General features: G+C 71.9%; 19 protein-coding genes. 7 read left to right on the top strand and 12 right to left on the bottom strand.

The window, feature by feature from the left end; translation table 11 throughout:
- The first annotated feature begins 33 nt into the window (after positions 1-33).
- Both EIM47_RS05400 and EIM47_RS05395 read left to right on the top strand, forming a co-directional pair.
- Positions 34-1,641: a carboxyl transferase domain-containing protein gene (locus EIM47_RS05400; protein ID WP_125076321.1), complete on the top strand. Its 1,608-nt coding sequence runs from the start codon at positions 34-36 to the stop codon at positions 1,639-1,641.
- A gap of 106 nt (positions 1,642-1,747) precedes the next feature.
- Positions 1,748-3,085 carry a glycosyl hydrolase family 8 gene (locus EIM47_RS05395; RefSeq protein WP_240626162.1) on the top strand — a complete coding sequence of 446 codons (1,338 nt, stop codon included), beginning with the start codon at positions 1,748-1,750 and terminating at the stop codon, positions 3,083-3,085.
- Positions 3,086-3,158: 73 nt separating this feature from the next.
- Here the strand turns inward: EIM47_RS05395 and EIM47_RS05390 are convergent, their stop codons facing one another.
- From EIM47_RS05390 to EIM47_RS05380, 3 genes are read right to left on the bottom strand one after another with little or no spacing between them, the layout of a single operon-like run.
- Positions 3,159-3,413 carry a DUF6587 family protein gene (locus tag EIM47_RS05390; protein ID WP_019399514.1) on the bottom strand — a complete coding sequence of 85 codons (255 nt, stop codon included), beginning with the start codon at positions 3,411-3,413 and terminating at the stop codon, positions 3,159-3,161.
- Positions 3,414-3,425: 12 nt separating this feature from the next.
- Complete coding sequence (feoB, locus tag EIM47_RS05385; RefSeq protein ID WP_125076319.1) at positions 3,426-5,285, bottom strand: ferrous iron transport protein B; 1,860 nt, start codon at positions 5,283-5,285, stop codon at positions 3,426-3,428.
- On the bottom strand, positions 5,282-5,533 hold the full coding sequence (locus tag EIM47_RS05380; RefSeq protein ID WP_125076340.1) for a FeoA family protein: 252 nt from the start codon (positions 5,531-5,533) through the stop codon (positions 5,282-5,284). Before EIM47_RS05380 ends, feoB begins: the two co-directional genes overlap by 4 nt.
- 146 nt (positions 5,534-5,679) lie before the next feature.
- Here EIM47_RS05380 and EIM47_RS05375 point away from each other — a divergent pair, with 146 nt between their 5' ends.
- The 3 genes from EIM47_RS05375 (at position 5,680) to EIM47_RS05365 (ending at position 9,480) form a co-directional block, all read left to right on the top strand.
- Positions 5,680-6,471: an enoyl-CoA hydratase-related protein gene (locus tag EIM47_RS05375; RefSeq protein WP_019399511.1), complete on the top strand. Its 792-nt coding sequence runs from the start codon at positions 5,680-5,682 to the stop codon at positions 6,469-6,471.
- 112 nt (positions 6,472-6,583) lie between these two features.
- Positions 6,584-8,590, top strand: a complete 2,007-nt coding sequence (locus tag EIM47_RS05370; RefSeq protein ID WP_125076339.1) for an acetyl-CoA carboxylase biotin carboxylase subunit — start codon at positions 6,584-6,586, stop codon at positions 8,588-8,590.
- Complete coding sequence (locus EIM47_RS05365; protein WP_019399509.1) at positions 8,587-9,480, top strand: hydroxymethylglutaryl-CoA lyase; 894 nt, start codon at positions 8,587-8,589, stop codon at positions 9,478-9,480. The genes EIM47_RS05370 and EIM47_RS05365 overlap by 4 nt, the downstream gene beginning before the upstream one ends.
- Before the next feature lie 206 nt (positions 9,481-9,686).
- Here the strand turns inward: EIM47_RS05365 and EIM47_RS05360 are convergent, their stop codons facing one another.
- The gene (locus EIM47_RS05360; RefSeq protein WP_125076318.1) at positions 9,687-10,385 is read right to left on the bottom strand and encodes an MOSC domain-containing protein; all 699 of its coding nucleotides are present in this window, start codon (positions 10,383-10,385) and stop codon (positions 9,687-9,689) included.
- A 49-nt stretch (positions 10,386-10,434) separates the two neighbouring features.
- Positions 10,435-11,634: a PLP-dependent aminotransferase family protein gene (locus tag EIM47_RS05355; RefSeq protein WP_019399507.1), complete on the bottom strand. Its 1,200-nt coding sequence runs from the start codon at positions 11,632-11,634 to the stop codon at positions 10,435-10,437.
- Between the two features lie 144 nt (positions 11,635-11,778).
- Here EIM47_RS05355 and EIM47_RS05350 point away from each other — a divergent pair, with 144 nt between their 5' ends.
- Positions 11,779-11,967: a hypothetical protein gene (locus tag EIM47_RS05350; protein ID WP_019399506.1), complete on the top strand. Its 189-nt coding sequence runs from the start codon at positions 11,779-11,781 to the stop codon at positions 11,965-11,967.
- A gap of 4 nt (positions 11,968-11,971) precedes the next feature.
- On the opposite strand, the gene EIM47_RS05345 is transcribed toward EIM47_RS05350, so the two are convergent.
- The 6 genes from EIM47_RS05345 to hrcA all read right to left on the bottom strand — a co-directional run bounded on the left by EIM47_RS05345 (position 11,972) and on the right by hrcA (position 19,129).
- A complete protein-coding gene (locus EIM47_RS05345; RefSeq protein ID WP_026010707.1) occupies positions 11,972-13,087 on the bottom strand; it encodes a prephenate dehydrogenase in 1,116 nt (371 codons plus the stop codon).
- 14 nt (positions 13,088-13,101) lie between these two features.
- On the bottom strand, positions 13,102-14,019 hold the full coding sequence (pdxY, locus tag EIM47_RS05340; RefSeq protein WP_019399504.1) for a pyridoxal kinase: 918 nt from the start codon (positions 14,017-14,019) through the stop codon (positions 13,102-13,104).
- Between the two features lie 189 nt (positions 14,020-14,208).
- The gene (gene dnaJ, locus EIM47_RS05335) at positions 14,209-15,327 is read right to left on the bottom strand and encodes a molecular chaperone DnaJ (protein ID WP_019399503.1); all 1,119 of its coding nucleotides are present in this window, start codon (positions 15,325-15,327) and stop codon (positions 14,209-14,211) included.
- A 120-nt stretch (positions 15,328-15,447) separates the two neighbouring features.
- Positions 15,448-17,373, bottom strand: coding sequence for a molecular chaperone DnaK (gene dnaK / locus EIM47_RS05330; RefSeq protein ID WP_019399502.1), 1,926 nt, complete (start codon positions 17,371-17,373; stop codon positions 15,448-15,450).
- Positions 17,374-17,478: 105 nt separating this feature from the next.
- Positions 17,479-17,994, bottom strand: coding sequence for a nucleotide exchange factor GrpE (gene grpE, locus EIM47_RS05325; protein ID WP_019399501.1), 516 nt, complete (start codon positions 17,992-17,994; stop codon positions 17,479-17,481).
- Positions 17,995-18,064: 70 nt separating this feature from the next.
- Positions 18,065-19,129: a heat-inducible transcriptional repressor HrcA gene (hrcA, locus tag EIM47_RS05320; RefSeq protein WP_125076317.1), complete on the bottom strand. Its 1,065-nt coding sequence runs from the start codon at positions 19,127-19,129 to the stop codon at positions 18,065-18,067.
- A 118-nt stretch (positions 19,130-19,247) separates the two neighbouring features.
- Here hrcA and recN point away from each other — a divergent pair, with 118 nt between their 5' ends.
- A complete protein-coding gene (gene recN, locus EIM47_RS05315) occupies positions 19,248-20,984 on the top strand; it encodes a DNA repair protein RecN (protein WP_028915613.1) in 1,737 nt (578 codons plus the stop codon).
- Positions 20,985-21,041: 57 nt separating this feature from the next.
- Here the strand turns inward: recN and fur are convergent, their stop codons facing one another.
- Positions 21,042-21,449, bottom strand: coding sequence for a ferric iron uptake transcriptional regulator (gene fur / locus EIM47_RS05310; RefSeq protein WP_019399498.1), 408 nt, complete (start codon positions 21,447-21,449; stop codon positions 21,042-21,044).
- Positions 21,450-21,521: the final 72 nt, after the last annotated feature.

The raw sequence follows: 21,521 nt of genomic DNA, 5'->3' as shown, positions 1-21,521 counted from the left end.
TTATCCTCCGGGCACGCCTAACCGACGATTCCCATGCCCGTCCTCCGCAGCCAGATCGATACCCGCTCCCCCGAATTCCGCGAAAACGAAAGCCACCACCGGCAACTGGCCGAGGAACTGCACCAGCGCCTGCAACGGGCCGCCGAGGGCGGTGGCGAGAAAGCCCGCCAGCGCCACGTCGAACGCGGCAAGCTGCCGGTCCGCGAACGCATCGACGCCCTGCTCGATCCCGGCTCCCCGTTCCTGGAGATCGCCCCGCTGGCGGCCGAGGACATGTACGACGGCGCCGCGCCCGCGGCCGGCATGGTCTGCGGCATCGGACGGGTGATGGGCCAGGAAGTGGTGGTCGTGGCCAACGACGCCACGGTCAAGGGCGGCACCTATTTCCCGATGACGGTGAAGAAGCACCTGCGCGCGCAGGAGATCGCGCGCGAGAACCGGTTGCCGTGCATCTACCTGGTCGACTCCGGCGGCGCCTTCCTGCCGCTGCAGGACGAGGTGTTCCCGGACAAGGAGCACTTCGGCCGCATCTTCTACAACCAGGCGCGGATGAGCGCGGAGGACATCCCGCAGATCGCGGTGGTGATGGGCAGCTGCACCGCCGGCGGCGCCTACGTGCCGGCGATGTGCGACGAGAGCATCATCGTCCGCGGCCGGGGCACGATCTTCCTCGGCGGCCCGCCGCTGGTGAAGGCCGCCACCGGCGAGGTGGTCGATGCCGAGGCGCTGGGCGGCGCCGACGTGCACACTTCGGTCTCCGGCGTGGCCGACCACTACGCCGAGGACGACCGCCATGCGCTGGAGATCGCGCGCGGCATCGTCGGCCACCTCAACCGCCGCAAGCAGCCCGCCGTGGCGCTGCGCGAACCGCGCGAGCCGCTGTACCCGGCCGAGGAGCTGTACGGCCTGGTGCCGAAGGACACGCGCCGCCCGTTCGACATCCGCGAGGTGATCGCGCGCATCGTCGACGGCAGCGAGCTGGACGAGTTCAAGGCCCGCTACGGCAAGACCCTGGTCACCGGCTTCGCCCACGTGCACGGTTGCCCGGTGGGCATCGTCGCCAACAACGGCATCCTGTTCGGCGAGAGCGCGCTCAAGGGCGCGCACTTCATCCAGCTGTGCAACCAGCGCGGCATCCCGCTGGTGTTCCTGCAGAACATCACCGGCTTCATGGTCGGCCGCAAGTACGAGAACGCCGGCATCGCCAAGGACGGGGCGAAGATGGTCACCGCCGTGGCCTGTTCGTCCGTGCCCAAGTTCACCGTGGTCATCGGCGGCAGTTTCGGCGCGGGCAACTACGCCATGTGCGGCCGCGCCTACGGCGCGCGCTTCCTGTGGATGTGGCCGAACGCGCGCATCAGCGTGATGGGCGGCGAACAGGCCGCCAGCGTGCTCGCCACCGTGCGCCGCGACGCGATCGAGGCTGGCGGTGGCCAGTGGAGCGCGGAGGAAGAGGAGGCGTTCAAGGCGCCGGTGCGCGAGCAGTACGAGCGCCAGGGCAGCCCCTGGTACGCCACCGCGCGGCTGTGGGACGACGGCATCATCGACCCGGCCGACACCCGCCGGGTGCTGGGCCTGGGCCTGTCGGCCTCGCTCAACGCGCCGATCGAGCCGGCCCGCTTCGGCGTGTTCCGGATGTAGCCGCGCGCAGCCGGCCGCCGCCCGTCGGCCGCCGCTGCCGTTCCGGCTGGAAGCCGCGCGCGGTTCTGCTATGGTCGGCGGCGCTTTCCTGGAGGGGATCCGCTGCATGCACCGACGTCTTCCGATCCGGCGCCTGGTCGCCGCCCTGCCCCTGCTCCTGGGCCTTGCCCTGTGTGCCTGCGGCGCGTCGGGCGAGGCCACGGCACAGGCCACGCCCACGCCGCCGCCCGCGGCCGCCGGCCCGGGCGCGGTCGCATCCGGGCAGTATCCTGACCTGTTCGCCGAGGCCGGCTACGACGCCGCCGCGGTGGAGGCGAAGATCCAGGGCGCGTTCCGGCAGCTGTTCCACGGCGACCCGCGCAACCAGGCCGTGTACTACCCGTCCGGCGCCAACGAGCACGGGCCGATGGCCTACATCCACGACGTCAACAGCAACGACGTGCGCTCGGAAGGCATGTCCTACGGGATGATGATCGCGGTGCAGCTGGACCGTAAGGCCGAGTTCGACGCGATCTGGAACTGGGCCGTGACCCACATGTACCACGCCGCCCCGAAGCATCCGGCGCACGGCTACTTCGCCTGGTCGGTGCGCACCGACGGGGTGGCCAACGACGAGATGCCGGCGCCCGACGGCGAGGAGTACTTCATCACCGCCCTGTACTTCGCCTCGGCGCGCTGGGGCGATGGCGAAGGCATCTACGCCTACCGCAGCTGGGCTGACCGCATCCTCACCGACATCCTGCACCGCGGCGCCATCACCGGCGCCACTTCGACCTCGAAGCGGGCCACCGCGGTGAACCTGTTCGACAAGGACGCGAAGATGGTCCGCTTCACCCCGGACCTGCCCAACGCCGCGCATACCGACGCCTCCTACCACCTGCCCGCCTTCTACGAGGTCTGGGCGCGGGTCGGGCCGGAAGCCGACCGCGCGTTCTGGCGCGAGGCGGCGCAGGTCAGTCGCGACTACTTCGTGCGCGCGACCCACCCGGAGACGGGCCTGACGCCCGACTACGGCAACTTCGACGGCACGCCGTGGGCGGCGCCGTGGCGCCGCGAGTCGGCGGACTTCCGCTACGACGCCTGGCGCACCGCGATGAACTGGTCGATGGACTGGTCCTGGTGGCGGGCCGACCCGCGCCAGGTGGAGCTGAGCAACCGCCTGCAGGCGTTCTTCCAACGCCAGGGCCTGGACCGCTACGCCAGCCTGTACACGCTGGCCGGCAAGCCGCTGGGCGGCGGCCAGACCACCGGACTGGTGGCGATGAACGCCACCGCCAGCCTCGCCGCCGACCACCCGCGGCGGCTGGACTTCGTGCGCGCGCTGTGGGAACGCCCGGTGCCGGAAGGCCACCACCGCTACTACGACGGCATGCTCTACATGATGGCCCTGCTCCACTGCAGCGGCCGCTACAAGGCCTGGATGCCGCAGGACGCGGACGGCTGAGCGGCCACACCACCGGAAACGGAAAACGGGCGCCGCGGCGCCCGTTTTCTCTTGCCTGATCCCGGCCCCCGGCTCAGCGTGGCGGCCCCTTCCGCGGCTCCGGGCCACAGGCATCGCAGCCACCGCAGGCACCGGCGCCGCCGCCGGCAGCCGGGGCGATCAGCCGTGCCAGGCGCCGCATCCATGCCGGCCGGCCATCGCGCACCAGCGGCGCCGCCAGGGCCAGGCGCAGCCGGCGCACGGTGCCGGGGAACTGGCGGCGCAGGAACATCCACAGCGCCAGCAGCACCACCAGTGCGACGATCACGTACTGCAGCCACAGCGGCATCGTGCGTCCTCCTCAGCCCGCGCCCAGGCGGATGGCGACCTGGTAGGTCAGCATCGAGGCCAGGTAGGCCAGGGCGAACAGGTAGCCGGCCGCCATGGCCATGGTCTTCCACGAGCCGGTCTCGCGCTTGATCGCCGCCCAGGTGGCGATGCACTGCGGGGCATAGATGAACCACACCAGCAGGGCCAGGCCGGTGGCCAGCGACCAGCCATCGGCGATCAGCGGGGTCAGCGCCTGCGCCGCGGCCTCGTCATCGGCCGCCGACAGTGCGTACACCGTGGCCAGCGAGGACACCGCCACCTCGCGCGCGGCCAGGCCCGGGATCAGGGCGATGCAGATCTGCCAGTTGAAGCCCAGCGGCGCGAACACCACCGCCAGCGCATGGCCGATGCGGCCGGCCAGGCTGTAGTCGATCGCCGGCAGGGTCGCGTCGGCCGGGGCCGCGGGGAAGTTCAGCAGCACCCACAGCAGCACGGTCAGGGCGAAGATGATGCCGCCCACGCGCTTGAGGAAGATCAGCGCACGCTCCCACAGGCCGATGGCCAGGTCGCGCGGGTTGGGCAGGCGGTAGGACGGAAGCTCCAGCAGCAGCGGGTGCTCGCCGCGGTCGCGGCGCCACTTCTTCATCACGAACGACACCGCCAGCGCGCTGAGGATGCCGGCCATGTACAGGCCGAACAGCACCAGGCCCTGCAGGTTGAACCCGCCCCAGACCTCGCGCGAGGGGATGAAGGCGCCGATCAGCAGCGCGTACACCGGCAGCCGCGCCGAGCAGGTCATCAGCGGCGCCACCAGGATGGTGGCCAGGCGGTCGCGTGGGTCCTGGATGCTGCGCGTGGCCATGATCCCGGGGATGGCGCAGGCGAAGGACGACAGCAGCGGGATGAAGGAACGCCCGGACAGGCCGGCGCCGGCCATCATCCGGTCCAGCAGGAACGCCGCGCGCGGCAGGTAGCCGGATTCCTCCAGCGCCAGGATGAAGGCGAACAGCACGAGGATCTGCGGCAGGAACACCACCACCCCGCCGAGGCCGGCGATGATGCCATCGGCCAGCAGGCTGGCCAGCGGCCCTTCCGGCAGGGTCGCCGAGACCCACTCGCCCAGCGCGCCGGTGCCGGCGTCGATCAGGTCCATCACCGGCGTGGCCCAGGCGTACACCGCCTGGAAGATCAGGAACATCACCACGGCCAGGGTCAGCAGGCCGAAGAACGGATGCAGCAGCCAGCGGTCCAGGGCGTCGTCGACCTGCGCGGTGCGCGCCGGCATGGACACGGTCGCCGCCAGCAGGCGGCGGGTCTCGGCGTGCAGGTCGGCGTCCGCGGGCAGCTGCACCGCCGGCGGCTGCGGGGCGGCGGCGAAGCGGTCGATCAGCTCGACCAGTTCGCGCGCACCGTTGCGGCGCACGGCCACGGTTTCCACCACCGGCACGCCCAGTTCGCGCTCCAGCGCGGCGCGGTCGATGGCGATGCCGCGGCGGCGCGCGGCGTCGCTCATGTTCAGCGCGACCACCATCGGCCGCCCCATCTGCCGCACCTCCAGCACGAAGCGCAGATGCAGGCGCAGGTTGGTGGCGTCGACCACGCACACCAGCATGTCCGGCGCCGGCTCGCCCGGGTAGAAGCCGCGGCACAGGTCGCGGGTGATGGCCTCGTCCAGGCTGGCCGGGTTGAGGCTGTAGGCGCCGGGCAGGTCCAGCACGGCGTAGCTGCGGCCGGACGGGGTGACCAGCCGGCCTTCCTTGCGCTCGACGGTGACGCCGGCGTAGTTGGCCACCTTCTGCCGGCTGCCGGTCAGCTGGTTGAACAGCGCGGTCTTGCCACAGTTGGGGTTGCCCAGCAGCGCCAGGCGCAGGCTCGCTTCCTGGGCGCTCATGCCGCCTCCGTGCCCGCGGGCTGCACCCGCACCCGGGCCGCTTCGGCGCGGCGCAGGGCGAAGCGGGTGTAGCCGACCTGCACCAGCAGCGGCTCCCCGCCGAACGGCCCCTTCGCCACCACCTGCACCGGCTCGCCGGCCACGAAGCCCAGCTCGCGCAGGCGGCGGGCGACGACGTCGTTGGGGTGGCGATCCTCGACGGAGGTGACCGCGACGGGCGTGCGCGGCGGCAGGTCTGACAGCAGCACGATGGCTCCGGACAATCAAGAATTGTTCTCAATTCTAGCATCGCGGCCAGGTGAAGGTTTCCGCTGGACCGGTCCTCGCCGCGCTGCGTCATGGCCGCCAACCGGGGCACCGTTATCATCCGAAACGGTTTTCCCCCGGAGCCGACATGGCCGAACCGCTGCTGATCCAACCGGCCGGCCCCGTGCTGCGCCTGCGCCTGAACCGGCCGCACCTGCACAATGCCTTCGACCCGGCCCTGATCGCCGCCCTGACCGCCGCGCTGGAACAGGCCGGCGCCGACCCGGCGGTGCGCGCGGTGCTGCTGGAAGGCGAAGGGCCCTCGTTCTCCGCCGGCGCCGACCTCAACTGGATGCGCGGCATGGCCGCCGCCAGCGAGCGGGAGAACCGCGAGGATGCCCTCGCCCTGGCCCGGCTGATGCGCACCCTGGACGAGCTGCCGCGCCCCACCCTGGCGCGGGTGCACGGCCCGGCCTTCGGCGGCGGCGTGGGCCTGGTGGCGTGCTGCGACATCGCCATCGGCACGCCGAAGGCCCGCTTTGGCCTGACCGAAGCCCGGCTGGGCCTGCTGCCGGCGGTGGTCTCGCCCTATGTCGTGGCCGCCATCGGACCGCGCCAGGCGCGGCGCTGGTTCACCACCGCTGGGCATTTCGACGCCGAGGCGGCGCAGCGCATGGGCCTGCTGCATGCCGTGGTGGCCGAGGACGCGCTGGATGCCGCCGTCCAGGCCGAACTGGACCTGCTGCTGCAGGCCGGCCCGGTCGCCGCGGCCTCGGCCAAGGCGCTGGTGCGGCGGGTCGTGGCCGGCGGCCCGGCCGAGGCGCTGGATGCGGACAACGCCGCGCTGATCGCCGCGCTGCGGGTCTCGCCCGAGGGCCAGGAAGGCCTGGCCGCGTTCCTCGGCAAGCGCCCGCCTGCCTGGATCGGAAGCAAGGAATGAGCACCGCGCGCCGGCCCGGCCGTCACCGGGGCCGGCACCGCGGACTGATCGTGTTCCAACCGCGTGCCCTGCGCCGCGGTTCCCACCTGGACCCGCCATGCCTGCAAGCCCGTTGTTCAAGCGCCTCCTGATCGCCAACCGCGGCGAGATCGCCTGCCGCGTCATCCGCACCTGCCGGCGCCTGGGGATCGAGACCGTGGCGGTGTACTCGGAGGCCGACGCCGGCGCCCTGCACGTGCGCATGGCCGACCATGCCGTGTGCATCGGCGGCGCGGCGCCGGCCGAGAGCTACCTGCGCGGCGAGGCGGTGATCGACGCCGCGCTGCGCAGCGGCGCCGAGGCCATCCATCCCGGCTACGGCTTCCTGTCCGAGAACGCCGGCTTCGCCGAGGCGGTGGCCGCGGCGGGCCTGGTGTTCGTCGGTCCGCCGGCATCGGCCATGCAGCGCATGGGCAGCAAGGCCGGCGCCAAGCAGCTGATGGCCGCCGCCGGCGTCCCGGTCGTCCCCGGCTACAACGGCGAGGACCAGTCCGCGGAAACACTGGCGGCCGAGGCGCAACGCACCGGCTTCCCGCTGATGGTCAAGGCGGCGCACGGCGGCGGTGGCAAGGGCATGCGCGTGGTGCACGCGCCGGAGGACTTCGCCGCCGCGCTGGAAAGCTGCCAGCGCGAGGCACGCAACGCCTTCGGCCGCGACCGCGTGTTGCTGGAGCGCTACGTGCGCTCGCCGCGGCATATCGAGATCCAGGTGTTCGCCGACAGCCACGGCCAGGTGATCCACCTCAACGAGCGCGAATGCTCGGCCCAGCGCCGCTACCAGAAGGTGCTGGAGGAGTCGCCCTCGCCGTTCCTGACCCCGCGGCTGCGCGCGGCCATGGGCGAGGCGGCGGTCGCCGCGGCGCGCGCGATCGGCTACGTCAACGCCGGCACGGTCGAGTTCATCGTCGACCCGGAAGGCAACTTCTACTTCATGGAGATCAATACCCGGCTGCAGGTCGAGCATCCGGTGACCGAGATGGTCACCGGCCTGGACCTGGTGGAATGGCAGCTGCGCGTGGCCGCCGGCGAGCCGCTGCCGCTGCGCCAGGACCAGGTGCCGCAACGCGGCCACGCGATCGAGGTGCGGCTGTACGCGGAGGATCCGGATTCGGGCTTCCTGCCGGCCTCGGGCACGCTGCGCACGCTGGCCCTGCCCTCGCCCTCCGCACACGTGCGCGTGGATGCGGGCGTCGAACAGGGTGATGCGGTGAGCGTGTTCTACGATCCGATGATCGCCAAGCTGATCGTGCACGACGTGGACCGCCCTGCGGCGCTGGCCGGCCTGCGCGCGGCGCTGGCGCAATGCCATGTCGCCGGGCTGAAGACCAACATCGGTTTCCTCGAGGCGCTGGCGCGGCATCCGGCGGTGGTCGAGGGCCGGATCGACACCGGCTACCTGGACCGCCATCTGGACGAGTTCCTGCACGGCGGCGATGCGGCAGGCAGCGCCGAACTGGCGATCGCGGCGGTGGCGTTCCTGCTGCGTGCACAGCAGGCCGAGGCCGCACGGGCCGCGGCCGGCGCGGAGCCGCATTCGCCCTGGGCGCTGGCCGATGGCTGGCGCCTGCATGGGCGCGCCGCGCGCCACCTGCGCCTGCGCTGCGGTGAAGCCACGCACGAGGTGCTGGCGCGCGGCCATGGCGGCCAGTGGCAGCTGTCGGTGGACGGCCGGGAACACGCCGTCGACGGCGCGCGCACGCATGATGGCTGGGTGGAACTGCTGCTGGACGGTGTCGGCCGCCGCGCGCGCATGCGCTTCGACGGCGAGGTGCTGGAACTGCATGACGGCCGGCGCCGCCTGCAGGTCGCGCGCCTGTCCGGCGAACGCGCCGGCGGCGAGGAAGGCGGCGGCGACGGCCAGGTGCGTGCGCCCATGCCCGGCCGCGTGGTGGTCGTGCGGGTCGGGCCCGGGCAGCAGGTCGAGGCCGGTGCCGAGCTGCTGGTGATGGAGGCGATGAAGATGGAGCTGTCGGTCAAGGCGCCGCGCGCCGGCATCGTTTCCGCGCTGCGCGCTGCGGCCGGCGACTTCGTCGAGGCCGAGGCGGTGCTGGCCGTGGTCGGCGACGCGGAGGCGGCATGAGCGAGTTCGTGCGCATCGTCGAGGTGGCCCCGCGCGACGGCCTGCAGAACGAGGTCGCGATGGTTGCCACCGCGGACAAGATCGCGCTGGTGGACCGGCTCTCGGCCACCGGCCTGCGCAGCATCGAGGCCACCAGCTTCGTCAGCCCGAAATGGGTGCCGCAGCTGGCCGACGCGGCCGAGGTGATGGCCGGGATCCGGCGTCGGCCGGGGGTCGCCTATCCGGTACTGGTGCCCAACCTGCAGGGCTACGAGCGCGCGCGCGCCGCGGGCGCGGAGGAAGTGGCGGTGTTCACCGCCGCGTCGGAAGCCTTCAACCGGAAGAACACCAATGCCTCGATCGACGAGTCGATCGAGCGCTTCATGCCGGTGCTCGAGCGCGCCCGCGCCGACGGCGTGCGCGTGCGCGGCTATGTCTCCACCGTGCTGGGCTGCCCCTACCAGGGACAGGTGCCGCTGGCCGACGTGGTCCGGGTGGCGCGGCGGCTGCACGCGCTGGGCTGCTACGAGGTCTCGCTGGGCGACACCATCGGCGTGGGCACACCGCGCAAGGCGCGGGAAATGCTGCTGGCGGTCGCCGCCGAGGTGCCGATGCAGGCGCTGGCAGTGCATTTCCATGACACCTGGGGCCAGGCCCTGGCCAATGTCGCCGCCTGCGTGGAAGCCGGCGTGCGCGTGGCCGACGCCGCGGTCGCCGGCACCGGCGGCTGCCCCTACGCGCGCGGCGCCAGCGGCAACCTCGCGACCGAGGATCTGGTGTACATGCTGCACGGCATGGGCCTGGAGACCGGGGTCGACCTGGAGGCGCTGGCGGAGACGGGGCGTTGGCTGGCTGGTGTGCTGGGCCGCACGACCGGCAGCAAGGTTGGGCAGGCTCTGGCGCGGGAGTGAGCGAAGCCGGACGCGCTTCGTCTGGCCGGCCTCCCCCTTCGCGGCGGAACGTTGCAGGGCACGCGCGATGCTGCGATCGGCGCGGCGACTGGCACACCGGCCCTCACCCCGGATGCGCTTCGCTTATCCGGCCACGTGATGCGGCGGATGGATGGCTTCCCTGGCCCTGCCGGGAATCATCCTCTCTGGAGGCAGAGGGAACGCCGTCAACCCTGCGGGCCTTGCAGGCGCGAATCCCAGCTTTCGGTCTGGCCCTGTTCGAGGCGGCGCTCGAAGGTGCGCTGCCAGGAAGGCACCAGCGGTAGCCGCAGCGCCGCGCGCAGTTCGTCCTGGTCCAGGGTGCGCCGGTACAGCAGCGCGGCCAGGCGTGGCAGCGGCCATTCCGGATACGGGCGTTCCAGCAGGAGCAGGTCATCGCCGGCCTGAACCTGGCCGGGTTCGAGCACGCGGTAGTACCAGCCGCTGCGGCCGCTGTCCTGCACCCGGCGCGCCATGTCCGGCACGCCGAAGCGGTCGGACAGCTTCCAGCACGGTTGCCGCCCCTGCGCCACCTCGACCACGGCCGTGCCCAGGCGCAGGCGGTCGCCGAGGCAGATACCGGACTCGGTGACGCCGTTGGTGCTGATGTTCTCGCCGAACGCGCCGGCGGCCTGCAGCAGCGGATGCGCGCCGATTTCCGCGGCCCACGCCGCGTAGTGGTCGCGGGCGTAGTGGTGGATGGCCTTGTCGGGACCGCCATGCACGCGGCGGTCGCCCTGTTCGTCGCCCTGCAGGCCCTCGGGGCCGATCGCGACCGGCCCCTGGCGTGGTTGCTTGGCGATCGCGCTGCGGCTGCCGGGCCGGGTATACGGCACGGCCGTGCCGGTGAGCACGGACTCGACCCGGGCCAGGACGCGCGCGCTCACGCGCCCACCACCGCGCCGACAGGACGGCGATGGGCACGTGCCGCCGGCATCAGGCCGCCGCGGGCAGTGCCGCGATCTCGGCCTTCAGCAGCTCGCCCAGGACCTTGATGCCCTGGTCGATCTTCTCCGCCGGCACGGTCACGAAGGACAGGCGCAGGGTGTTGCGGCGCGGTTCGGCGGCGTAGAACGGCGCGCCCGGCACGAAGGCCACGTTGCGCTCGATTGCCTTGGCCAGCAGCGCGCCGGTATCGATGCCTTCCGGCAGCTCGACCCAGATGAACATGCCGCCTTCCGGGCGGTTCCAGCGCGCTTCCTTGGGGAACTCGCGCTCCAGCGCCGCCAGCATGTGCTGGCATTGGGCGCCGTACAGGCTGCGGATCGAGGGGATATGGCGGTCGATGAAGCCGTCCTGCACCGCCTCGTGGACGATGCGCTGCGAGAACGACGGGGTGTGCAGGTCGGCAGCCTGCTTGGCCTGGACCATCTTGCCGAGGATCTCCTCCGGCGCCACCACGTAGCCCAGGCGCAGGCCCGGGGCCAGCACCTTGGAGAACGAGCCCATGTAGATCACGCCGTCGGGGTTCATCGACAGCAGGCTGGGCAGCGCCTCGCCGCCGTAGGACAGCTCGCCGTACGGGTCGTCCTCGACCAGCGGCACGCCGGCCCTGGCGGCCAGCTCGACCAGGGCCTTGCGGCGCTCCAGCGGCATGCGCCGGCCGGTCGGGTTCTGGAAGTTCGGCAGGCAGTACAGGAAGCGCGCGCCTTCCAGGTCGGCCGGGGTGATCTGGTCGGTGACGATGCCCTGGGCATCGCTGGGCAGGGAGGCGAACTTCGGCGCGAACAGCGAGAACGCCTGTAGCGCGCCGAGGTAGCTCGGGGTTTCGACCAGGACCTTGCTGCCCTCGTCGATCAGCACCTTGCCAAGCAGGTCCAGGCCCTGCTGCGAGCCGGTGGTGATCAGCACGCGCGAGGCCGGGATCTTCGCGCCATTGCGGCCCAGGCGCTCGGCCACCCATTCGCGCAGCGGGGTGTAGCCTTCGGTCGGGCCGTACTGCAGGGCCGCGTGCGGGGCCTCGCGCAGCACCTTCTCGGTGGCCTCGCGCATGCGCTCGACCGGGAAGGTCGCCGGAGACGGCAGGCCGCCGGCGAAGGAAATGACTTCGGGACGCTCGGTGACCTTGAGGATCTCGCGGATCGCAGAGCTGGTGAGGGCCCGGGCGCGCCCGGACAGCGTGAATTGGGTGCTCATGGGCCTAGTCTAACGGTTATGCCCGCCGCGGGCCCATTGCTGCGGCGCAGCGCCCGGGGCACCCGCAGACCGGTTCTTCACGCCGGCCCGCCGCATCCTTGCAGGCCGACGGGCGCGGCGCCCGATGCACCCCAGGAGGCAGGCATGTCTTTCCGCCAGTTCCCCGCCACCGGCAACGACGGCAACGCCTACGTCATCATCGAGTTCCACGACGAGAACGGCCCCGACGGCCGCCCGTCCCTGCGCTACGAACTGCCCGACGGCCAGCGCCTGGTGCGCAAGGACAAGCAGTTCAGCAACGAGGACGGCAGCCTGGTGCTGACCGCCGACTGAGGGCTCAGGGCCGTTCCAGCACCCGACCCAGGCCGCTGCGGTCGATCGCCCCGGCCGCGGCGCGCAGGCGCTCGACGTCGGCGTCGGCGTCGAAGCCGATGCGGAAGTGCACCTCGCCGGCCGGGGTGCGCGAGGAGTGGATCGAGGTCAGGTTGATGCCGTGCTCCTCGAACACGTGCAGCAGCGCGCGCAGCGAGCCAGGGCGGTCCTCCGGCAGGTGCACGCTCAGGCGCCGGCTCTCAGTGAGGTCGGCCAGCAGGTAGCCCACCCGTTCGAAGGTGTAGCTGCCCTCTTCCAGCGCGGCCTCGCCCCAGGCGGCGCGATTGGCGGCCAGGTAGTGCTCGCGGAACTCGGCCCGCGCCTGGTCGTCGCCACGGGCCACCAGCACCTGCAGCCGCGCGATCTCCGCCGCCAGCCGCGACAGCACCTCCACGGTGTGCGGATTGCCGAACTGGATGTCCTCGTACACCTGCGGGTTGAGCGAAAGGATGCGCGCGGCCACGGCCGCGTCCATCTCGAAGCCGATCGAGCGGTACGGCATCAGCTCGGCCGGGCCGCCCAGTTCGCCGGCGAAGCTGCGCAGCACCCCGGCCTGGCCGAGGTGCACGGCATGCACCATCGCCTGCACCAGGGCCATGACCCGGTCGTGGTGCGCCGGGGTGGCGCGCACGTATTCGCCCTGCAGCGCGTGCAGCAGCTGGTCGACCCAGCCGCGCCACTGCTCGAGGCGTTCCTCGCACACCACAACCACCCGCCCGCGCAAGGTCGGGGTCTTCAGCGGCGCGGTCATCGGATGCAGGCCCACCACCTCGGCGCGCGAAGCCAGCATGGCCGCCACCGGCGCCTGCTTGATCGAGGTGATGTCCAGCCACAGGCGGCCGGCCTCGCGCCCGGCCGAGCGCTGCACGTAGTCGCCAATCAGCGTGGCGGCGTCGCGGATCGGCACGCTGAACACCAGTACGTCGGCCTCGGCCAGCAGGCGCTCGGACGGATCGCTGCCCGGGTCGGCCGGGTCGTGGCCCAGCACCCGCAGTCCCATGCGGTCCTCGAAGAAGCGGCGCAGCCAGCGGCCATAGGCCCCGGCACTGCCCACCACGCCCACCACCGGATGGGCCGGCACCCCCACGCTGCCGCTCAAAGCGCCACCGCCGGGAAGCGCGCCGGGCCGGAAGCCAGCGCCGCGGCCGCCGCCGCCTGCACGTCCAGCTCCTCCCAGCCGTTGGCCAGGGTCGACTCCAGGGTGGCGTGCACGCCGGCCAGGGCGCGCTCGGCGGCGCGTTGCGGCGCTTCGCCGCGCAGCAGGAAGGTCGCCACCAGCGCGGTGAGCACGTCGCCGGTGCCGGCCACGTCCACCGCCAGGCGTGGCGAGCGCAGGCGCCAGGCCTGTTCGCGCCCGACCAGCAGGGTCAGCAGCTGGTCGCCATCGTCCTCGCCCTCGCCCACCACGCTGTGCGCCAGCACCCACTGCGGGCCGCGCTGCAGCAGCTCGCGCGCGGCCTGCAGCGCGTCGGATTCGCGCAGCGCCGGCCGGCCGGCCAGGCGCTCCAGCTCGAAGGCGTTGGGGGTGACCATCCACGCCAGCGGCAACAGGCGCTGCACGAACACCTGCTCCAGCCCGGGTTCGACGTAGGCACCGGTATGGGTATCGCCAATCACCGGGTCCAGCAGGTAGCGCGGCGCCGTGCCGGCGGCATGGTTGCGCTCCAGCCAGGTGGCGAAGGCCTCGCCGTTGGCGACGCTGCCGAAGTAGCCGGAGGCCAGCAGCGGCGCGCGCGCGGTGACGCCGCGCTCGTCCAGGCCCAGCAGCAGCTCGGCCAGCCAGTCGGCCGGCAGCACCCTGCCGCGCAGGGTCGGGTAAAAGGGGGTGTTGCTGAACAGCGTGGTCGGCACCTCGGCCACGCGCACGCCCAGCATGCGCAACACCGGCGTGGCCGCGCTGTTGCCGGCGTAGCCGTAGGCCAGCTGCGACTGGACGGACACCAGGTCCACCGGCGAAGGCCCCTGCGGGCGGTTGCGGCGCTCGTGGACCAGGTGGCTTTCCAGTTGGCTCATGCGGAGGGCTTCGGAAGGAGGCAGCGCATGCTAGCGCGTGCTTCCGGGCGCCGCGCGCAGCGTTTCAGGAGCAACGGAAATATGCCGATTCCGGCAGGTTTCCCGCCGGACGCGACAGAAAGCGGGCCCGCAACGCGGGCCCGCCGGAAAGATCGATGCGCAAACCGCGACGCCTCGCCGCGGCATGCCTCAGGACGAGGTCATGCGCCCCCAGAACGCCTTGACGCCGTCGAGGAAGGTGGCCGAACGCGGCGAGTGCCGGCGGCCCTCCTCGCCAGTGAAGGTGGCCTCGAACTTCTCCAGCAGTTCGCGCTGCTCGGCGGTGAGGTTGACCGGGGTCTCCACCACCACGCGGCAGTAGAGGTCGCCCGGGGCGCGGCTGCGCACCGAACGCACGCCCTTGCCGCGCAGGCGGAAGGTCTTGCCGGTCTGGGTCTCGGCCGGGATCCGGATCTCGACCTCGCCGCCCAAGGTGGGCACCGAGACCACGTCGCCCAGCGCGGCCTGGGAGATGCGGATCGGCACCTCGCAGTGCAGGTCGTCGCCGTCGCGGGTGAAGATCGCATGCTCGCGCACGCGCACTTCGACGTAGAGGTCGCCCGGCGGGGTGCCGGGCGGGCCGGCCTCGCCCTCGCCGGTCAGGCGGATGCGGTCGCCGCTGTCCACGCCGGCGGGGATCTTGACCGAGAGGACCTTCTCGTCCTCCACGCGCCCGGCGCCATGGCACTTGCGGCACGGGTTGCGCACCACCTGGCCCCGCCCACCGCAATCGGGGCAGGTCTGCTGCATGGCGAAGATGCCGCGCTGGAAACGGACCTGGCCGTGGCCGTGGCAGGTGCCGCAGGTCTCGACCTTGCCGTCCTCCGAGCCGCTGCCCTTGCAGGCCTCGCACTCGGACAGGGTCGGGATCTCGATGCGCTTCTCGACGCCGGCGACCGCCTCCTCCAGGTCCAGCTCCATGACGTAGCCGATGTCCGCGCCGCGCCGTGCGCCGCGCCCACCACCGCCGCCGAAGATGGTCCCGAAGATGTCGCCGAAGATGTCGTTCATGTCCGGCGCGGGGCCACCCCCGCCACCCATGCCATGCTCGAACGCGGCATGGCCATGGGCGTCATAGGCACGGCGCTTGCCCGGGTCGGACAGGACCTCGTAGGCCTCCTTGCATTCCTTGAACGCGGCTTCCGCGGCGGCGTCCCCCGGGTTGCGGTCCGGGTGGTACTTCATCGCGCAGCGGCGATAGGCCTTCTTCAGCTCCTCGTCGCTGGCGGTGCGGGACACGCCGAGGACTTCGTAGTAGTCGCGCTTCATCGGGAGGCAGTGATTCGTGATTCGTTATTGGTGATTCGAGGGTACACGTCCACGGCGATCCGCCGGGAAAGAGCGGGGCCGGGGCCCCGCTCTTTCCAGCCACGAATCACCAGTCACCAATCACGGCTTCTTGTCGTCCTTGACCTCGGTGAACTCGGCGTCGACCACGTCGTCCTGGGCCGTGCCACCCGGGGCCGCACCGCCGGCCGCGCCGGCATCGCCCTGGCCGGCGGCCGCGGCCGCCGCGTACAGCGACTGCCCGGCCTCCTCCAGCGCCTTGGCCTTGGCCTCGATCTGGGCCTTGTCGTCGCCCTTGAGCGCGGTCTCCAGGTCGGCGATCGCCGACTCGACGCGGCCGATCACGTCGCCCGGCACCTTGCTGCCGTGTTCGGTGATGGCGCTGCGGGTGGCGTGGATCAGGCCATCGGCCTGGTTCCGGGCCTGGACCAGCTCCTGGAACTTCTTGTCTTCCTCGCGGTGCGCCTCGGCGTCGGCGACCATCCGCTGGATCTCCTCCTCGGACAGGCCCGAGCCGGCCTTGATCTCGACCTTCTGCTCCTTGCCGGTCTTCTTGTCCTTGGCCGACACGTGCAGGATGCCGTTGGCGTCGATGTCGAAGGACACCTCGATCTGCGGCATGCCGCGCGGAGCGGGCTCGATGCCGGTCAGGTCGAACTTGGCCAGCGACTTGTTGTAGCGGGCCTGCTCGCGTTCGCCCTGCAGCACGTGCACGGTCACGGCCGACTGGTTGTCCTCGGCGGTGGAGAACACCTGCGAGGCCTTGGTCGGGATCGTGGTGTTCTTCTCGATGATCTTGGTCATCACCCCGCCCAGGGTCTCGATGCCCAGGCTCAGCGGGGTCACGTCCAGCAGCAGCACGTCCTTGACGTCGCCGGCCAGCACGCCACCCTGGATCGCGGCGCCCAGCGCCACGGCCTCGTCCGGGTTGACGTCCTTGCGCGGCTCCTTGCCGAAGAACTCGGCCACGGCCTGCTGCACCTTGGGCATGCGGGTCTGGCCACCGACCAGGATCACCTCGCCGATGTCGGAGGCGCGCAGGCCGGCGTCCTTGAGCGCCACCCGGCACGGCTCGATCGAGCGCTTGATCAGGTCGTCGACCAGCGCCTCGAGCTTGGCCCGGGTCAGCTTGATCGCCAGGTGCTTCGGGCCGGTCGCGTCGGCGGTGATGTACGGCAGGTTGACCTCGGTCTGCTGCGCGCTGGACAGCTCGATCTTGGCGCGCTCGGCCGCGTCCTTCAGGCGCTGCAGGGCCAGCGGGTCCTTGCGCAGGTCGATGCCCTGGTCCTTCTGGAACTCCTCGACCAGGTAGTCGATGACGCGCGAGTCGAAGTCCTCGCCGCCGAGGAAGGTGTCGCCGTTGGTGGCCAGCACCTCGAACTGCTTCTCGCCGTCGATCTCGGCGATCTCGATGATCGACACGTCGAAGGTGCCGCCGCCCAGGTCGTAGACCACGATCTTGCGGTCGCCGCCGGCCTTGTCCAGGCCGTAGGCCAGGGCCGCCGCGGTCGGCTCGTTGATGATGCGCTTGACGTCCAGGCCGGCGATGCGGCCGGCGTCCTTGGTCGCCTGGCGCTGGCTGTCGTTGAAGTATGCCGGGACGGTGATCACCGCCTCGGTGACCGTCTCGCCCAGGAAGGCCTCGGCGGTCTTCTTCATCTTCTCCAGCACCTTGGCCGAGATCTCCTGCGGGGCCATCTTGCGGCCCTCGCTGGTCTCGACCCAGGCGTCGCCGTTGTCGTGCTGGCGGATCGCGTACGGGACCAGGCCCAGGTCCTTCTGGACTTCGGCGTCGGTGAACTTGCGGCCGATCAGGCGCTTGACGGCGTAGAAGGTGTTCTTCGGGTTGGTGACGGCCTGGCGCTTGGCCGGCGCGCCGACCAGCACCTCGCCGTCCTTGGTGTAGGCGACGACCGACGGGGTGGTGCGATCACCCTCGGCGTTCTCGATCACGCGGGCCTTGCCGCCCTCCATGATCGCGACGCACGAGTTGGTCGTGCCCAGGTCGATGCCGATGATCTTGCTCATTGATTGGGTGCTCCCTGGAATGTGTTGGGCCGGTGCTGCCTTGGCCTTTGATCGCTAGATAAGGGTGGGCCGGCGCCGTTCAAGTAGGCGCATTCAGCCGGATGTTCAGTCGTGGCGGGCCACCACCACCAGCGCCGGCCGCAGCAGGCGCTCGTTGAGCAGGTAGCCCTTCTGGAAGACCTGCAGCACGGTGCCCGGGGCGGCGTCGCCCGGATCGGCCTGGCTGATGGCCTGGTGGTGTTCGGGGTTGAACGGCTGGCCGGCAGGATCGACCACGACCAGGCCGTTGTCGGCGGCGACCTTCAGCAGCTGGCGCTTGGTCAGCTCCAGGCCCTCGCGCAGCGGGCTTTCCTGCTCGCCGGCGGCGGCCAGGCCGGCATCCAGGCTGTCCAGCACCGGCAGCAGCTCGCCCAGCAGCTTCTCGTTGGCGAAGCGGCGGGCCTGCTCGATGTCGCGCGCCACGCGCTTGCGCTGGTTCTCCAGGTCGGCTCGCTCGCGCAGGGAATCCATGCGCAGCTGCTCGATCTCGCCCCGCAGGGCCTCGATCTCCTCGCGCAGCTGGGCCTCGATGCTGGCCTCGGCTTCCTGCGGCTGGGGGGACTGGATGTCGTTTTCGGTCATTGCAAATCGGCTCCGTGGCGGCGCTCCCGGCCGCCCATCCCCGCCCCAATGGGGGCCGGAACGGAGCGATTCAAGGCTGGGACGGTCCGGCCGAGCCCTCCAGGGCCGCCCCGAGCACGTCGGCGGCCGCCTGGACCACCGGGATCACCCGGTCGTAGGCCATCCGCGTCGGGCCGATCACCCCCAGCACGCCCAGCACCTGCCCGCCGCTGCTGTAGGGGGCGGTGACCAGGGACACCCCGTCCAGCGGGGCCAGGCCGGTCTCCTCGCCTATGAATATGCGTACCCCGGGGGCACGCTGGGTGCGCTCCAGCAGCTGCAGGATCTCGCGCTTGCGGGCGAAGGCCTCGAACAGCTCGCGCAGGCGCTCCAGGTCCGACAGGTCCTGCAGGCCCAGCAACCGCGTCTGGCCGGCCACGACCATGTCGTCCCCCGGCGGCTCCAGGGCCTGTTCGGCCAGCTCCACCGACTGCGCCAGCAGCTGCTCCAGCTCGTCCCGGGCCTGGCGCAGCTCATGCACCAGGGTGGCGCGGATGTGCGCCAGCGGACGCCCGGCGAAATGGGTGTTGAGGTAGTTGGCGACCCGCTCCAGCTCGTCCTGGCCGAAGGCCCGCTGCGGCTCGACCACCCGGTTCTGCACCTCGCCGTCGGCGAACACCACGATGGCCAGGATCCGGCGCCCGCCCAGCGGCACGAAGTCGATCTGGCGGAAGGCGAACTGGCTGCGGCGCGGCGCGCTGACCACCCCGACAAAGTGGGTCATGGCCGACAGCAACTCCGAGGCGTTGCCGAGCAGGGCCTGGGTCCCAGCCGCGGCGGTCAGCTCCGCGCGCAGCCGGGCCAGCTCGTGCTCGCCCAGCGAGCGCACCTGCAGCAGGCTGTCCACGAACACCCGGTAGCCCTGGGCGGTCGGCACCCGCCCGGCCGAGGTGTGCGGCGAGCTGAGCAGGCCGATCTCCTCCAGCTCGGCCAGGATGTTGCGGATCGTCGCCGGGCTGACGTCCAGGCCCGAGTGCTTGGCCAGGGTCTGCGAGCCGACCGGCTCGCCATCGCGGATGTAGCGGCCGATCAGGGTGCGCAGCAGCTGGCGGGCACGCGGATCGAGCTGGACCTGGGCGGACGACGGGGTTGCCATGGGCAATAGATAGCGCCAGCCACCAGGGGGGGCAAGGCCGGCCGGGCCCTGCGTCTCAGCCGGCGCGACGGCCTGCGGCGAGCATCGCGCCGGTATCGGCCACCCCTACAATGTGACCATGCTGACCCATCTCGCCCTGAAGGATTTCGCCGTCGTCCGCGCCACGGAACTGGAGTTCGGACCCGGCATGACCGTGATCTCCGGCGAAACCGGCGCCGGCAAGTCGCTGCTGGTGGACGCCCTGGGGTTCCTGTCCGGACTGCGCGCCGACAGCGGCGTGGTCCGCCACGGCAGCGAGCGCGCCGAGCTGGCGGCCGGCTTCGACCTGTCCGGCAACCCCGCCGCGCGGCAGTGGCTGCGCGAACAGGAGCTGGACGAGGACGACGAGCAGTGCCAGCTGCGCCGGGTGATCCGCGCCGACGGCGGCTCGCGGGCCTGGATCAACGGCCGCCCGGTGACCCTGGCACAGCTGGCCGAACTGGCCGGGCTGCTGGTGGAGATCCACGGCCAGCACGAGCACCAGTCCCTGCTCTCGCGCGCCAGCCAGCTGGCACTGCTGGACGCCCATGCCCGCAACGAGGCCGAGCGCGCCGCCGTGCGCGCGGCGGCCGTGGCCTGGCAGGCGCTGCTGGACGAGCGCGCGGACCTGCAGTCGCGCGGCGACGTCGGCGACCGCATCGGCTGGCTGGAGCACCAGCTGGCCGAGCTGGAACGCGAGGACCTGGACCCGGCCGCGCTCGAGGCGCTGGACCAGGCCCACCGCCGCCAGGCCAATGCCGCCGGGCTGATCGCCGCCTGCGAAGAGGCGCTGGCCCGGATCGACGGCGACGAAGGCCCCTCGCTCACCGGCCTGCTGCAGCAGGCGCGCAGCGGCCTGGCCCGCGCCGCTGGCGACGAGCCCCGCCTGGGCGAGGTCGACAGCCTGCTGGAAGGCGCGGCGGTGCAGCTGGAAGAAGCGCTGGCCCTGCTCGGCCGGATCCGCGACGACCTGGACCTTGACCCGGACCGCTTCGAGGAACTGGAACGCCGCCTCACCCGGGTCCACGACCTGGCGCGCAAGCACCGCCTGCCAGTGGCCGAGCTGGCCGCGCACCGCGACGCGATCGCGGCCGAGCTGGAACTGCTGCGCGGCGCCGGCGACCGCCTGCTGCAGCTGGATGCGGAGATCGCCAAGGCCAGCGCCCGCTGGCAGGAAGCCGCGGCGGCGCTGGGCGCCACCCGTCGTGCCGCCGGCGAGGCCCTGGCCGCGGCCACCACGGCGCTGATCGACGAGCTGGGCATGGGCGGCGGCCGTTTCCTGGTCGAACTGGAACCGGTGGCCGACGCCGGTTCGCGCCCGGACCCGAACGGCGCCGAGCGGGTCGAGTTCCTGGTCGCGGCCAATGCCGGGCAGCCGCCGCGTCCGCTGCGCAAGGTCGCCTCCGGTGGCGAGCTGTCGCGCATCTCGCTGGCGATCGAGGTCGCCGCGCTGGGTTCGGACGCGGTCCCGACCATGGTGTTCGACGAAGTCGACTCGGGCATCGGCGGCGCGGTGGCCGAGATCGTCGGCCGCAAGCTGCGCGCCCTGGGCCGCTCACGCCAGGTACTGTGCGTGACCCACCAGCCGCAGGTCGCGGCCCAGGGCCATGCCCACTACCGGGTCAGCAAGGCGCCGGTGGAAGGCATCACCCGCAGCTCGGTCGAGCGCCTGGACGGCGAAGGCCGGCTGGCCGAGGTGGCGCGCATGCTGGGCGGCGTCGAGGTCGGCCCGGAAGCGTATGCCGCGGCGCGGCGCCTGCTGGAGGAGGCGGTGGCCGCGGACGCCACTGCAACCGCGCCGAAGCGGACGCGCCAGCGCGCCACCGCCGCCGGCTGAGGCCATGCATGGAAACGGCGCCGCAAGGCGCCGTTTCCGCATCGGGCACCGGGAGGATCAGCGGCGCGGCTTGCGCACGTACAGGACCAGCGAGTGGTCCTCCAGCTCGTAGCCGTGCCTGGCCGCGATCTGGCGCTGCAGCTCCTCGATCTCCGCGCTCTCGAACTCGATGATCTTGCCGGTATCCAGGTCGACCATGTGGTCGTGGTGGCCGCCGCGGTCCAGTTCGTAGATCGCCTGCCCGCCCTCGAAGTTGTGCTTGATCACCAGGCCGGCGGCCTCGAACTGGGTCAGCACCCGGTACACGGTGGCCAGTCCGATCTCGTCGCCCTGCTCCAGCAGGCGGCGGTAGATGTCCTCGGCGGTCAGGTGGTGCTGGGGCTGCTTTTCCTCCAACAGCTCGAGGATGCGCATCCGCGGATGGGTCACCTTGAGGCCCACGCGGCGAAGGTCGTTGGATTCCATTGGCCCTAGCTCCATTCACTACCGGTTTACCGCCGGCGGGCCGGCGACGGGCCGTTCGGCGCGCCGGGAGTG

It is taken from the genome of Pseudoxanthomonas sp. SGT-18, assembly GCF_003931645.1.
Taxonomy (GTDB): domain Bacteria; phylum Pseudomonadota; class Gammaproteobacteria; order Xanthomonadales; family Xanthomonadaceae; genus Pseudoxanthomonas.
This window is presented reverse-complemented; position numbering and strand designations above follow the sequence as displayed.